Raw genomic sequence first — 14754 nt, forward strand, 5'->3', positions numbered from 1 at the left:
TTTCTTTCACGCTCAGGCGGCGGAAGACTTCGGATCTTCGGTGTGAGCGACCGCTGTTTGCGGCTCGCCTGCCAGCGCGAATGATAGCGAGACTTGCGCCCCTGCTACAGCCCCATCGACAACGCGGTTGGAAAGCTCGATGCGCGCGCCGTGCTCGTCCGCGATCTTCTTGACCACGGCCAGTCCCAAACCTGTACCTTTTGTTTTCGTGGTGACGTAGGGCTCGAAGGCGCGCTTGAGGATGTTCTCGGCAAAGCCCGGCCCGCTGTCCTGCACGGTGAGGCGCACGCGCTGGCCCGAATCGCCCAGGCGGGTGCGGATGACGACCTCGCCGGCGCGGCCGGTGGTGCTGGCGGCGGCCTCGGCGGCGTCCTGGGCGTTCTGCAGCAGGTTGTGGATGACCTGGCGGATCTGCTGGGCGTCGCCGCGGATGGGCGGGCAGCGTTCGTCGAGCTCGGAGCGCAGCGCGATGGGCGCGTTCTCGGCGCTGTAGAGCTGCAGCACGTCGGCCAGCAGCGCGTTGAGGTCGACCGGCTTCAGGTCGGCCGCGGGCAGGCGGGCGTAGTCGCGGAATTCGTTGACCAGCCGCTTCATGGCGTCGACCTGGTCGACGATGGTCTTGACCGACTTGACGAGCACGGCCTGCTCGGGCGGCGCGACCTTGCCCGAGAGCTTCATTTCGAGCCGCTCGGCCGAGAGCTGGATGGGCGTGAGCGGGTTCTTGATCTCGTGGGCCAGGCGGCGCGCCACTTCGCCCCAGGCCTGGGCGCGCTGGGCGGAGACGATTTCGGAGATGTCGTCGAACACCAGCAGCCGCGCGGCCCCCGGCAGCTCGGCGCCGCGCGCCACGATGTTGATGGCGCTGTCCTGCTGCGGCAGGTCGGTGCCGCTGGCATGCAGCTCGAAGGCGTGCTGCCAGTGGTCCAGGCCGTGCTGCAGGCGCTCGACCTGGAATTCGTCGAACTGCTGCTGCACGCTGTTGCCGAAGTCCGCGAGCCCGGGCACCTGGGCGAGCGGCATGCCCTCGTAGGCGGCCAGGGGCGCGCGCAGCACGCGGGTGGCGCCGGGGTTGGTGGAAAGGATGGTGCCCTTGGCGTCGAGCACGATCACGCCGGAGGTCAGGTTGTCCAGGATGGTCTGCAGGTTGGCGCGGGCGGCGTCGAGCTGGCCCATGGTTTTTTCGACGGCGCCGCGGGCATCGGCCAGTTGCTGGGTCATGACGGCGAAGGAGCGCGTGAGGCCGCCCAGCTCGTCCTTGCCCTGCAGCACGGCGGTCGGCCGCAGGTCGCCGCCGGCCACCTGGCGCACGCCGTCCGCCAGCACGAGCAGCGGCCGCGCGAGCTGGTTGCCGAACAGCACGGCCAGCAGCACGGCGCCGAACACGGCCAGGAAAAGGCTCAGCGTGAGGGTGCCGATGTACATGCGCCGCAGGCCCTCGCGGGCCAGGGCCCGCTCCTGGTATTCGCGGTTGGCCTCCTGCACGGCGAGTGCGTTGGCCACCACCGCGGGCGGCAGCGGCTGCGTCACCTGCAGGAAGCGCGGCGCCGTGTCGAAGTCGAAGCCCGGCCGCTGCACCATCGCGAGGGCGCGCACGCTGGCAGGCGGCACGTTGGCGCCCGGCGCCGCGGTTTCGTCCAGGCCCTCGATGTGGGCGATGGCGCGGTCGGCGCGCACCTGCCGCAGCTGCTGGGTGGTCGGCCGCTCGGGGTTGAGCTGGAAGCGCGAGGCGCCGGCGCCGGCCACCAGCTGGCCGGTGCCGGTCCAGAGCACCACGTCGCTGGCCTGGAGCTGGTCGCGGATGCGCTCGAGGACGAGGCCGGCGCTCGCGTCGGGCACCTGCACCAGCTGGGCGCTGGCCACGCGCGTCTTGGCGGCCAGGTCGTCCGCAAGCGAGTCGAGCGTGGCGCGGCCGAGGTTCAGGCCGGCGTCGAGCGCGCCCTCCACCTTGACGTCGAACCAGCTTTCGATCGAACGCGCCACGAACTGGTAGGACACCACGTAGACCAGCGCGCCCGGCACCACGCCCACGAGCGCGAAGATGGCCGCCAGCTTGATGAGCAGGCGGCTGCCGAACTTGCCCTGGCGCAGCCGCCGCAGCAGCCGGAAGGCGACCCAGCCGATCACCAGCACCAGCAGCACCGCCACCACCACGTTGATGCCGAAAAGGCGCACGTAGTAGCGCTCGTACAGCGCGCGGTTGTTGGTGGCCTGGGCCAGCAGGAACATCAGCACCAGGCCGATGGCCGTGACCAGCGCGGCGCCCACGCCCACGGCCCAGCGCAGCGCGCGCGCGCGGCGGGCGGCGGGCGTGGCCGCTGCGCCGCTGCGCGGCTTGCTGCTCACCGCTGCTTCTCCAGCGCGAGCTTGGCGCTGCGCTCGGCCACGATGTTCCAGTCGGCCTGGCCGACCACGCCGATCTGGAACGGACGCGGCAACTGCGAGGTGTCGAGCCGGAAGCGGAACACGACCTGGTGCTGCGCCTCGTCGCCCACCTCGGCCGCATCGCCCAGCCGCAGCCGGCCGACGCGCTTGACGGCGTCCATGGCGTCGGCGAGGCTGTCGAAGTTCTGGTTCAGCGAAACGCCGAAGCCCGCGGTGCCGGTGATGGGCACCGGCGACACGTTGAGCCGCCAGCGGCGCGTGAGTGGCTGGTAGGCCAGCCGCATGTGGCGCGTGACCTGGGCCACCTTGCGGTCGGTCCAGTACCAGCGCTCCTGGAAGACCTCGGCCTCGGCCACGAAATAGATGGCAATGCCCTTGTCGAGCACTTCCTCGACCAGCGAGGGCAGCTCGAACTGCACGGCCGCGGTGAGGTAGACGCCGTCGTCGGCCTGTTCCAGCCGCATCTGGGTGACCGATGGCACGACGCGCCCCTGCGCCACCGCAATCGGAAGCAGGCAGGTCAGCAGCAATGCCCAGGCCAGCACGAGCCCGGCCAGCGGCGCCAGGATGCGCCGCCTGCGGGCCTCAGCGCGGACGTTTTTCAAGCAGGGCGTAGAAGAAGCCGTCGTGGTCACCTGAGGGATTGTCCGGGACGGCGCGGGCATTCGCCCCGCTTTGGGGAAGCAAATGGCCCGGCGATGCCCCCAATCGGGCGTCGGTGTTGTGCGCAAGGAACGCATCTATTTGTTGCGAGCCTTCTTCCCGGAAGACGGAACAGGTGCAGTAGAGCAGCCGGCCGCCGGGCCGGACCAGGGGCCAGAGGGCCGCGAGCAGCGCCGCCTGCTGGACCGCCAGCTGGGCGGTGTCGCTCTCGCGGCGCAGCCAGCGCACGTCGGGATGGCGCCGGACGATGCCCGAGGCGGTGCACGGCGCATCGAGCAGGATGGCGTCGAAGGGCGTGCCGTCCCACCAGGCGGCCGGCCGCGCGGCGTCGGCCACCACCACCCTGGCGGACAGGCCGAGCCGGCCCAGGGTTTCGTCGATGCGGCGGCTGCGGGCGGCATCGACCTCGAGCGCCGTCACCTCGATGGCCGCCGGCCCGGCAAATTCCAGCAGGTGCGCGGTCTTGCCGCCGGGAGCGGCGCAGGCGTCGAGCACGCGCAGGGGGGCCGCGCCGGCCGCGGGCAGCAGGCCTTCGAGCAGCAGCGGCGCGGCCAGCTGCGCGGCGGCGTCCTGCACCGAGCATTCGCCGTCGGCAAAACCGGGCAGCTGCTGCACCGGGCGGGCGCGCGCCAGCTGCAGGCCCGCCTCCCCCACCCGGACGGCCGAAAGGCCCACCGCCTGGAGCGCCAGCTGATAGGAAGCCACGGTGGTCTTGCGCAGGTTGACGCGCAGCGTCATCGGCGGCTGCGCGTTGTCGGCGGCAAGCACCCGCTGCCAGTCGCGCGGATGGTCGCGCTTGAGCCGCTCGATCCACCAGCGCGGATGGTTCCACTGTGCGACCGGCTCATGGTCGGTGGCGGCCACGAGCTCGTCGCGCTCGCGCAGGAAGCGGCGCAGGCAGGCGTTGATGAAGCTCGCCTGCGCGCGCGTGGCGGGGTTGCGCTTTGCCGCCTCGACGGCCTGGTCGACCAGCGTGAAGGGCTCGTAGGGCGCGTGCTGCGCATCCCAGGCCAGCGCCAATGCGGTGCACAGGAGCGCGTCGGGCAACGGCGGCGGCGTGCGCTTGGCCAGGTGGCGGCGCAGGGCCTCGGCGCGGCCGAGCCAGCGCAGCACCTGGAAGCCGAGCGCCTGCACGCCGGGGCGCATGGCGGGCTCGACGGCTTCGAACGCGACGGTGCCCGAGCTGCCGGCGCGAATCGACGCGAGCGCCGCTGCAGTCAGCTGCAGCTGGCGCCACAGCGGAGGTTGCATCGGCGGCGCGGTGCCGGCGGAATGATCGGAAGTTAGTTCTGACAAGTTGGGGCGATGGTAATGGGCGTCAACGGGCGCGCGGCTGGCGCGGCGCCCCGCGAGCGTACGAAGAAAAAATGCAACGCCGGCGTCTGGACAACTTCAAAGCAGCGGCGCGGCCGGACGCAAACGCACCATCCATGCCACCAGCAACGCCGGAAACTGGACGATGGCGGCGTTGTACTGCCCCACCGCCAGGTTGAACTGGCTGCGTGCGATTTCCGCGGCGGCCGAAGGCTCGGGCCAGGCCATGGGTTCGAGTGTGCCGGAGGCCGAACCGGTGCCGGCGCCGGCCGGCAGCAGCGGCGCCGGCCGCGAGAGCGTTCCGTCCGCCTCGAAGACCGTCACCGCGTCCGGATGCTGGCGCTGCCAGGCCGTGATCAGCACCTGCAGCGCCGTGGCCAGCGCGGCCATGCCGCCGGGGTCGAGCGGATGCAGGCGGGTGGCGCCAAGCAACGTCGCAAGCTGGTTGGTGGCGGCCTGCAGCGGCGCCACGGCCGACGAATGGCTGGACGCATCCTTTTCCGGCAGGGCGGCCGTGATGCTGGCCTGGACGAAGTCCAGCTGCTTCCGCAGGGCCGCGTCGAGCGTCGCATAGGCCTGGAGCACGGCCGCGCGCAGCCGCACGAGCCGGTTGTACGCGCCCACGAACCAGAACAGCAGCACGGCAATGACGATCCAGCCGACCATCGAATCGGGCAACACGCTCATCGGCAAAAACGCCTCGCAATAGACAACTCAAAGAAAAACGCCCCCCAACCGGGGGCGGTCGGGGGGCGTCGGATACCGGTCATGGCCGGTGATGCTAACCAGTTATTCGGACGCGGCGCCTTCGCTGGCGTCGGCCGTGGTGGAAACATCGCTGGTCGAACCAGCCAGTTCGGCGGCTTCGGATTCGGCGATGGCGCGGCGCTCGGCCTCGTCCATCTGATCCTTGGCCTTGCGCGCCTGGTGGTAGGCCATGCCGGTGCCCGCGGGGATCAGGCGGCCGACGATGACGTTTTCCTTCAGGCCGCGCAGCTCGTCGCGCTTGCCCATGATCGCGGCTTCGGTCAGCACGCGCGTCGTTTCCTGGAACGAAGCGGCAGAGATGAACGAGTCGGTCGACAGCGACGCCTTCGTGATACCCAGCAGCAGGTTGGTGAACGTCGCGGGGATCTTGCCTTCGGCGCGCAGGGCGTCGTTGGTGTTGAGCATTTCGCTGCGTTCGACCTGTTCGCCGGAGATGTAGCCGGTCTCGCCGATGTTGTCGACCACGACGCGGCGCAGCATCTGGCGAACGATCACCTCGATGTGCTTGTCGTTGATCTTCACACCCTGCAGGCGGTACACGTCCTGCACCTCGTCCACGATGTAGCGCGCGAGTTCTTCCGAACCCAGCAGGCGCAGGATGTCCTGCGGGTCCGCCGGGCCGTCGACCACGCTTTCGCCCTTGTTCACCACCTGGCCTTCGTGCACCAGGATGTTCTTTTCCTTCGGCACGAGGTCTTCCCAGACGGTGCCTTCGGGATCGGTGATCTGCAGGCGGATCTTGCCCTTGGTTTCCTTGCCGAACGACACGGTACCGGTCATCTCGGCCAGCATGCCCTTGTCCTTCGGCGAACGGGCTTCGAACAGCTCGGCAACGCGCGGCAGACCGCCGGTGATGTCGCGAGTCTTCTGGCCTTCGACCGGAATACGCGCCAGCACTTCGCCGGGGCCCACGTCCTGGCCGTCGCGGATCTGCACCAGGGCGCCGATCGGGAAGCCGATCGTCACCGAGTGGTCGGTGCCCGGGATCTTCACTTCGGCGCCGGAGGCGTCGATGAGCTTCACCTGCGGGCGCACGACCTTGGCAGCGCCGCGGCGCTTCGGATCGATCACGACCAGGGTCGACAGGCCGGTCACTTCGTCCACCTGCTTGGCGACGGTGAGGCCTTCTTCCACGTTCTCGAACTGCGTCTTGCCGGCGAATTCCGTGATGATCGGGCGCGTCAGCGGATCCCAGTTGGCGAGCACGTGGCCGGCCTTGATCTGCTGGTCGGCCTTGACCGCCAGGATCGCGCCGTACGGCACCTTGTGGCGTTCGCGCTCGCGGCCGTGTTCGTCATGGATGACGATCTCGCCCGAACGTGCAATCACCACCAACTCGTTCTTGCTGTTGGTCACGTAGCGCATCGTGGCGTTGAAGCCGATCACGCCGTTGGACTTGGCTTCGACGCTCGAGGCCACCGCCGCACGCGATGCCGCACCACCGATGTGGAAGGTACGCATCGTGAGCTGCGTGCCGGGTTCGCCGATGGACTGCGCAGCGATCACACCGACGGCTTCGCCGATGTTGATCAGGCCGCCGCGGCCCAGGTCGCGGCCGTAGCAGGTCGCGCAGATGCCGAAGCGGGTTTCGCAGGTCAGCGCGGTACGCACCTTGACCTCGTCGACGCCTTGCGCCTCGAGCTCCTCGATGTTGTCCTCGTCGAACATCTCGCCGGCCTTCAGCAGCACCGAGCGGTTTTCCGGGTGCAGCACGTCGTCGGCAGCCGAGCGGCCGAGGATACGGTCGCGCAGCGATTCGATGACTTCACCGCCTTCGACGATGGCGCGCATCAGGTAGCCGCCGTGCGTGCCGCAGTCCTGCTCGGTCACGACCAGGTCTTGCGTCACGTCGACCAGGCGGCGGGTCAGGTAGCCCGAGTTCGCCGTCTTCAGCGCCGTGTCGGCCAGGCCCTTTCGGGCACCGTGGGTGGAGATGAAGTACTCCAGCACGTTCAGGCCTTCGCGGAAGTTCGCGGTGATGGGCGTCTCGATGATCGAGCCGTCCGGCTTGGCCATCAGGCCGCGCATGCCGGCCACCTGGCGGATCTGCGCTGCGGAACCGCGGGCGCCGGAGTCGGCCATCATGTAGATGGAGTTGAACGACTCCTGCTCCACTTCCTTGCCGTGGCGGTCGATGACCTTCTGCTTCGAGAGCTTGGCCATCATGACCTTCGACACTTCGTCGCCGGCCTTGCCCCAGATGTCCACCACCTTGTTGTAGCGTTCGCCGGAGGTCACGAGACCGGAGACGTACTGCTGCTCGATCTCCTTCACTTCCTTGGCCGAGCGCTCGATGATGCCGTGCTTTTCAGCGGGCACCAGCATGTCGTCGATGGCGATCGAGATGCCGGCCTTGGTGGCCAGGCGGAAGCCGTTCTGCAACAGCTTGTCGGCGAACACCACGGTCTCTTTCAGGCCGCACTTGCGGAACGAGACGTTGATGAGCTTGGAGATTTCCTTCTTCTTCAGCGCCTTGTTGATGTTCGAGAACGGCAGGCCCTTGGGCAGGATCTCGGACAGCAGCGCACGGCCCACGGTGGTGTCCACCAGCGAGGTCGACGGCGTGAACACGCCGGTTTCCTTGTCCTTGGTGTACTCCGTGATGCGCACTGCCACCTTGGCGGTGAGTTCGACTTCGTTGGCGTCGAGCGCGCGCTGCACTTCACCGATGTCGGAGAAGATCAGGCCCTCGCCCTTGCCGTTGATGCGGTCGCGGGTCGTGTAGTACAGACCCAGCACCACGTCCTGCGAAGGAACGATCGACGGTTCGCCCGAAGCCGGGAACAGCACGTTGTTGGAGGCCAGCATCAGCGTGCGGGCTTCCATCTGCGCTTCCACCGACAGCGGCACGTGGACGGCCATCTGGTCGCCGTCGAAGTCGGCGTTGAAGGCCGCGCAGACCAGCGGGTGCAGCTGGATCGCCTTGCCTTCGATCAGGATCGGCTCGAACGCCTGGATGCCCAAACGGTGCAGCGTAGGCGCACGGTTCAGCATGACCGGGTGTTCCTTGATCACTTCTTCCAGGATGTCCCAGACCACCGGCGTGCCCGATTCGACTTCCTTCTTGGCAGCCTTGATCGTGGTCGCGATGCCCATGGCTTCCAGGCGCGAGAAGATGAAGGGCTTGAACAGCTCGAGCGCCATCAGCTTGGGCAGGCCGCACTGGTGCAGCTTGAGCGTCGGGCCCACCACGATGACCGAACGGCCCGAGTAGTCGACGCGCTTGCCCAGCAGGTTCTGGCGGAAGCGGCCGCTCTTGCCCTTGATCATGTCGGCCAAAGACTTGAGTGCGCGCTTGTTGGCGCCCGTCATGGCCTTGCCGCGGCGGCCGTTGTCGAGCAACGAGTCGACAGCTTCTTGCAGCATCCGCTTTTCATTGCGAGCAATGATTTCCGGAGCCTTGAGTTCCAGCAGGCGGCGCAGGCGCGAATTGCGGTTGATGACGCGGCGGTACAGGTCGTTCAGGTCGGAGGTCGCGAAGCGGCCGCCGTCCAGCGGCACCAGCGGACGCAGGTCCGGCGGCAGCACGGGCAGCACGTCGAGCACCATCCACTCGGGCTTGATGCCCGACTTGCGGAAGGCTTCCAGCACCTTCAGGCGCTTGGAGTTCTTCTTGACCTTGACTTCGGAGCCGGTCAGGTCGCCGCGCAGGCGTTCGATCTCGCTGTCGAGTTCGATGCCTTCGAGCAGGTCCTTGATGCCTTCGGCGCCCATCTTGGCGACGAACTCGTCGCCGTATTCCTTGCGCTTCGCGTCATAGTCGTCCTCGGACATGATGCCGAACTTCTTCAGCGGGGTCATGCCGGGGTCGGTGATCACGTAGGCTTCGAAGTACAGCACGCGTTCGATGTCGCGCAGCGTCATGTCGAGCACCAGGCCCAGGCGCGACGGCAGCGACTTCAGGAACCAGATGTGCGCGCAGGGCGCGGCCAGGTCGATGTGGCCCATGCGCTCGCGGCGCACCTTGGTCTGCGTGACTTCGACGCCGCACTTCTCGCAGATCACGCCGCGGTGCTTCAGGCGCTTGTACTTGCCGCACAGGCACTCGTAGTCCTTGATGGGGCCGAAGATCTTCGCGCAGAAGAGGCCGTCGCGCTCGGGCTTGAAGGTGCGGTAGTTGATCGTCTCGGGCTTCTTCACCTCGCCGAAAGACCACGAACGGATCTTCTCGGGCGAAGCCATGCCGATCTTGATGGCATCGAAATGCTCATCGGGCGTGAATTGCTTGAACAGGTCGAGTAGCGATTTCATAAGACTCTTTCCCTTTTCAAATTAAGAACGCTCGAGCTCGATGTCGAGCCCCAGCGAACGAATTTCCTTGACCAGCACGTTGAACGATTCCGGCATGCCGGCTTCGATCGAGTGCTCGCCCTTGACGATGCTTTCGTACACCTTGGTACGGCCTTGCACGTCGTCGGACTTCACGGTCAGCATTTCCTGCAGCACGTAGGCGGCGCCGTAGGCTTCCAGCGCCCACACTTCCATTTCGCCGAAACGCTGGCCGCCGAACTGCGCCTTGCCGCCCAGCGGCTGCTGGGTGACGAGCGAGTACGGGCCGGTCGAACGGGCGTGCATCTTGTCGTCCACCAGGTGGTGCAGCTTCAGGAAGTGCATGTAGCCGACGGTGACCGGACGCTCGAACTGGTCGCCGGTGCGGCCGTCGTACAGGTAGGCCTGCGTGCGCGTCTCGGTCAGGCCCTTGAGCTTGGCGATGTCGTCCGGATAGGCGAGCTTCAGCATGCCGCGGATTTCCTCTTCCGAGGCGCCGTCGAACACCGGCGTGGCGAAGGTCGCACCGCTCTGCAGGTTGGCTGCCATGGCGAGCACGTCGGAGTCGCTCAGCTGGCTGAGGTCTTCCGGACGGCCCGAGCCGTTGTACAGCTGCTCCATGAACTTGCGCAGCTCGGCCACCTTGGCCTCCTGCTGCAGCAGGTCGCCGATGCGGTGGCCGATGCCCTTGCCGGCCCAGCCCAGGTGCACTTCGAGCACCTGGCCCACGTTCATCCGCGAAGGCACGCCCAGCGGATTCAGGCAGATGTCGCACGGCGTGCCGTCGGCCATGTGGGGCATGTCTTCGACCGGAACGATCTTCGACACCACACCCTTGTTGCCGTGGCGGCCGGCCATCTTGTCGCCGGGTTGCAGGCGGCGCTTGACGGCCAGGTAGACCTTGACCATCTTGAGCACGCCTGCGGGCAGCTCGTCGCCCTGCGTGAGCTTCTTGCGCTTTTCCTCGAACGCGAGGTCGAAGCTGTGGCGCGTCTGCTCGAGCGAGTTCTTGATCGACTCGAGCTGCGTGGCCACTTCGTCGTCCGCCGGGCGGATGTCGAACCAGTGGAACTTCTCGACCGACGACAGGTAGGCCTTGTCGAGCTTGGTGCCCTTGGCCAGCTTGTTGGGGCCGCCGTTGGCAACCTTGCCGGTCAGGAGCTTCTCGATACGGTCGAACGCGTCGGCTTCGACGATGCGAAGCTGGTCGTTCAGGTCGAGGCGGAAGCGCTTGAGCTCGTCGTCGATGATCTGCTGGGCGCGCTTGTCGCGCGTGATGCCTTCGCGGGTGAACACCTGCACGTCGATCACGGTGCCTTGCGAGCCTTGGTCGACGCGCAGCGAGGTGTCCTTCACGTCGGAAGCCTTCTCGCCGAAGATGGCGCGAAGCAGCTTCTCTTCAGGCGTCAGCGTGGTCTCGCCCTTCGGCGTGACCTTGCCCACCAGCGTGTCGCCCGGCTGCACTTCGGCACCCACGTAGATGATGCCGGATTCGTCCAGGCGGTTGAGCTGCTGCTCGGCCAGGTTCGGAATGTCGCGCGTGATTTCCTCGGCACCGAGCTTGGTGTCGCGGGCCATCACCACCAGCTCCTCGATGTGGATCGAGGTGTAGCGGTCTTCGGCGACGACGCGTTCCGAGATCAGGATCGAGTCTTCGAAGTTGTAGCCGTTCCACGGCATGAACGCGATCAGCATGTTCTGGCCGAGGGCCAGTTCGCCGAGGTCGGTCGATGCGCCGTCGGCCACCACGTCGCCCTTGGCGATCTTGTCGCCGCGCTTGACGATCGGACGCTGGTGGATGTTGGTGTTCTGGTTCGAACGCTGATACTTGATCAGGTTGTAGATGTCCACACCGACTTCACCGGCTGCCGCTTCGGCGTCGTTCACGCGCACCACGATGCGGGTCGCGTCGACGTAATCGACGATACCGCCGCGGGTGGCCGTGACCACGGTGCCGGAGTCGACCGCGGAGACGCGCTCGATGCCGGTGCCGACCATCGGCTTCTCGGGGCGCAGCACGGGCACCGCCTGGCGCTGCATGTTGGCGCCCATCAGCGCGCGGTTCGCGTCGTCGTGCTCGAGGAAGGGCACGAGCGAGGCAGCCACCGACACGATCTGCGCAGGCGACACGTCCATGTACTGGATGCGCTCGGCACCCACCAGGATCGATTCGCCGGCTTCACGCGCGGAAACCAGGTCGCCGGTCAGCTTGCCTTCCTTGTCCAGGACCGCATTGGCCTGGGCGATGACATACTTGCCTTCCTCGATGGCCGACAGGTAGTCGATCTCGTTGGTGACCTTGCTGTCGACCACGCGGCGGTACGGCGTCTCGATGAAGCCGTATTCGTTCAGGCGGGCGTACAGGGCCAGCGAGTTGATCAGGCCGATGTTCGGGCCTTCAGGCGTTTCGATCGGGCACACGCGGCCGTAGTGGGTCACGTGCACGTCGCGCACTTCGAAGCCTGCACGCTCGCGCGTCAGACCACCCGGGCCAAGGGCCGACACGCGGCGCTTGTGGGTGATTTCGGACAGCGGATTCGTCTGGTCCATGAACTGCGACAGCTGCGAAGCACCGAAGAACTCCTTCAGCGCGGCCGAGATCGGCTTGCTGTTGATCAGGTCGTGCGGCATCAGCGGCTCTTGCTCGGCCTGGCCCAGACGTTCCTTCACGGCCTTCTCGATGCGGGCGAGGCCGGTGCGGTACTGGTTCTCGGCCAGTTCGCCGACGCAGCGCACGCGGCGGTTGCCCAGGTGGTCGATGTCGTCGACTTCGCCGTTGCCGTTGCGCAGGTCCACGAGGATCTTGACCACGGCCAGGATGTCTTCGTTGGTCAGCACCATCGGGCCGGTCGACTCGTCGCGGCCGACCTTGGCGTTGAACTTCATGCGGCCGACGCGCGACAGGTCGTAGGTGTCCGGGTTGTAGAACAGGCGCTGGAACAGGGCCTGCACCGCGTCTTCCGTCGGCGGCTCGCCGGGGCGCATCATGCGGTAGATGGCCACGCGGGCGGCGAATTCGTCCACCGTCTCGTCGATGCGCAGGGTCTGCGAGATGTACGCGCCCTGGTCGAGTTCGTTGGTGTAGATCACCTGGATGTCCTGCACGCCGGCCGTGCGCAGCTTCTTGAGCAGTGCTTCGGTCAGTTCGTCATTGGCCTTGGCCAGGATCTCGCCGGAGTCGGCATCGACGATGTTGCGGGCAATGACGCGGCCGACCAGGAAGTCTTCCGGCACGCTGATGTGCGTGGTGCCCGACTGCTCGAGCTCGCGCGTGTGGCGCGCGGTCACGCGCTTGTCCTTGGCGACCACGACCTTGCCCGACTTGTCGGTGATGTCGAAGCGCGCGACTTCGCCGCGCAGGCGCTCGGGAACGAATTCCATCTGCGCGCCGCTGTCCATCAGGCGGAAGTTGTCGTTCACGAAGAAGTTCGCGAGGATCGATTCCGGGTTCAGGCCGATGGCCTTCAGCAGGATCGTCACCGGCATCTTGCGGCGGCGGTCGACGCGGAAGTACAGCATGTCCTTCGGGTCGAACTCGAAGTCGAGCCACGAACCGCGGTAGGGAATCACGCGGGCCGAGAACAGCAGCTTGCCCGAGCTGTGCGTCTTGCCCTTGTCGTGTTCGAAGAACACGCCCGGCGAGCGGTGCAGCTGCGAGACGATCACGCGCTCGGTGCCGTTGATGATGAACGAGCCCTTGTCGGTCATGAGCGGCACTTCGCCCATGTAGACCTCTTGTTCCTTCACTTCCTTGACCACCTTCGACTGCGAGGTCGACGATTCGCGGTCATAGATGATGAGCTGGACCTTGGCGCGCACCGCCGAGGCGAAGGTCAGGCCGCGGGTCTGGCACTCGCGCACGTCGAAAGCCGGCTTCGCGAGGTTGTACTCGAGGAACTTCATCTCGACAAAACCGTTGTGCGAGACGATCGGGAAGGCAGCGTCGAACGCGGCCTGCAGGCCTTCGACGGTGCGCTGTTTGGGAGGAATGCCGGCTTGCAGGAACGCGGTGTACGCGTCTTTCTGCATCTGCAGCAGGTAGGGGATTTCTACGACGCTGTCGCGATTGCCGAAACTTTTTCGGATGCGCTTGCGTTCGGTGTAACTGTACGCGGACGATTGGGCCATGAGAGCTCCGGAGCTTGAGATCTTCAGCGACTTGTCAGCGGTGCCGGGCGAACGGCACCACTGCTTGGCGGCTGGCCACTACCAGCCGTTGGCGGACAGCGATGCGTTGCACATCGCCCGAACCAAGGGGTCTTCTGCAGTCGGGGTCAGAAGACACTCGAAAACCGTCGTTTTTCCGGTTTTCGGGTGCGCTCTGAAAGCGGCAAAGGCTGGAGGGCCTTTTCAGGCGCCTCCAGCCCTCTGGCGGGTCTGAATTACTTCAGTTCCACCTTGGCGCCGGCGTCTTCCAGCTTCTTCTTGGCGGCTTCAGCGTCAGCCTTCGACAGGCCTTCCTTGACAGCCTTGGGAGCAGCTTCCACCAGGTCCTTGGCTTCCTTGAGGCCCAGGCCGGTGATTTCGCGCACGGCCTTGATCGCCGAAACCTTGTTCGCGCCTGCATCCATCAGCATGACGTTGAACTCGGTCTGCTCTTCGGCCACGGCAGCGGCAGCACCACCACCAGCGCCGGCGGGGGCAGCCATTGCAGCGGCGCTCACGCCGAACTTCTCTTCGATGGCTTTCACCAGGTCGTTGAGTTCCAGGACCGTCATGCTGTCGAGCGCGGTCAGAAATGCGTCTTTATCGAATGCCATTTTTGTTTCCTAACAATTGGGTTGAATATTTCAAACGCAAGGCTCAAGCAGCCTGCGCTTCTGCCGGTGCATCGGCGGGTGCAGCTTCGCCACCACCGCGCTTCTCGGCCAGCGCCGCGAGCACGCGGGCGGTACGAGAGATCGGGGATTGCATCAAGCCCAGCAATTGCGCCAGCAGCACTTCCTTGGAAGGGATGTTGGCCAGTTGCTTCACGCCGTTCACGTCCAGGGCCTTGCCGCCGAATGCGCCGCCGCGAATCACCAACTTGTCGTTGGTCTTCGCGAAATCGGCCACCACCTTGGCGGCGGCCACTGCGTCTTCGGAAAAGCCATAGATCAGCGGGCCGGTCATCTGGTCGCCAACGATCTCAAATGCGCTACCAGCCACAGCACGGCGTGCCAGCGTGTTCTTCAACACGCTGAGGGTCACACCCTTGCTGCGAGCTTCGCTGCGCAGTTTGGTCATATCGGCCACCGTGATGCCACGGTATTCCGCCATCACGAGCGTTTGAGCTTTAGCGGCGAGGCTGGTCACATCACTGATGACCGCTTCTTTCTCACTGCGATTCAGACTCAAGGTCTACTCCTTTTAATGCGA

At 66.3% G+C, this 14754-nt stretch carries 8 protein-coding genes; all 8 read right to left on the bottom strand.

The window, feature by feature from the left end:
* Nucleotides 1-12 precede the first annotated feature (12 nt).
* Entirely contained in the window at nucleotides 13-2343 is a 2331-nt protein-coding gene (locus VPA02S_RS09310) for a sensor histidine kinase (RefSeq protein ID WP_012745756.1), read from the bottom strand.
* The gene (locus tag VPA02S_RS09315; RefSeq protein WP_012745755.1) at nucleotides 2340-2987 is read right to left on the bottom strand and encodes a DUF4390 domain-containing protein; all 648 of its coding nucleotides are present in this window, start codon (nucleotides 2985-2987) and stop codon (nucleotides 2340-2342) included. Before VPA02S_RS09315 ends, VPA02S_RS09310 begins: the two co-directional genes overlap by 4 nt.
* Nucleotides 2968-4296, bottom strand: a complete 1329-nt coding sequence (rsmB, locus tag VPA02S_RS09320) for a 16S rRNA (cytosine(967)-C(5))-methyltransferase RsmB (RefSeq protein WP_062363516.1) — start codon at nucleotides 4294-4296, stop codon at nucleotides 2968-2970. Before rsmB ends, VPA02S_RS09315 begins: the two co-directional genes overlap by 20 nt.
* 141 nt (nucleotides 4297-4437) lie before the next feature.
* Nucleotides 4438-5046 carry a LemA family protein gene (locus VPA02S_RS09325; protein ID WP_062363519.1) on the bottom strand — a complete coding sequence of 203 codons (609 nt, stop codon included), beginning with the start codon at nucleotides 5044-5046 and terminating at the stop codon, nucleotides 4438-4440.
* A gap of 102 nt (nucleotides 5047-5148) precedes the next feature.
* A complete protein-coding gene (gene rpoC, locus VPA02S_RS09330; RefSeq protein WP_027730225.1) occupies nucleotides 5149-9378 on the bottom strand; it encodes a DNA-directed RNA polymerase subunit beta' in 4230 nt (1409 codons plus the stop codon).
* 21 nt (nucleotides 9379-9399) lie between these two features.
* Complete coding sequence (gene rpoB / locus VPA02S_RS09335) at nucleotides 9400-13524, bottom strand: DNA-directed RNA polymerase subunit beta (RefSeq protein ID WP_012745751.1); 4125 nt, start codon at nucleotides 13522-13524, stop codon at nucleotides 9400-9402.
* Nucleotides 13525-13778: 254 nt separating this feature from the next.
* Nucleotides 13779-14156 carry a 50S ribosomal protein L7/L12 gene (gene rplL / locus VPA02S_RS09340; protein WP_012745750.1) on the bottom strand — a complete coding sequence of 126 codons (378 nt, stop codon included), beginning with the start codon at nucleotides 14154-14156 and terminating at the stop codon, nucleotides 13779-13781.
* A gap of 43 nt (nucleotides 14157-14199) precedes the next feature.
* A complete protein-coding gene (gene rplJ / locus VPA02S_RS09345; protein ID WP_012745749.1) occupies nucleotides 14200-14733 on the bottom strand; it encodes a 50S ribosomal protein L10 in 534 nt (177 codons plus the stop codon).
* Nucleotides 14734-14754 lie beyond the last annotated feature (21 nt).

The organism is Variovorax paradoxus NBRC 15149 (assembly GCF_001591365.1).
Classification (GTDB): Bacteria; Pseudomonadota; Gammaproteobacteria; order Burkholderiales; family Burkholderiaceae_C; genus Variovorax; species Variovorax paradoxus.

What these genes read in the sequence shown, in the direction of transcription:
- rpoC (WP_027730225.1), bottom strand. Translation starts at nt 9,378, where the DNA reads ATGAAATCGCTACTCGACCTGTTCAAGCAATTCACGCCCGATGAGCAT.
- rplL (WP_012745750.1), bottom strand. Translation starts at nt 14,156, where the DNA reads ATGGCATTCGATAAAGACGCATTTCTGACCGCGCTCGACAGCATGACG.
- VPA02S_RS09325 (WP_062363519.1), bottom strand. Translation starts at nt 5,046, where the DNA reads ATGAGCGTGTTGCCCGATTCGATGGTCGGCTGGATCGTCATTGCCGTG.
- rpoB (WP_012745751.1), bottom strand. Translation starts at nt 13,524, where the DNA reads ATGGCCCAATCGTCCGCGTACAGTTACACCGAACGCAAGCGCATCCGA.
- rsmB (WP_062363516.1), bottom strand. Translation starts at nt 4,296, where the DNA reads ATGCAACCTCCGCTGTGGCGCCAGCTGCAGCTGACTGCAGCGGCGCTC.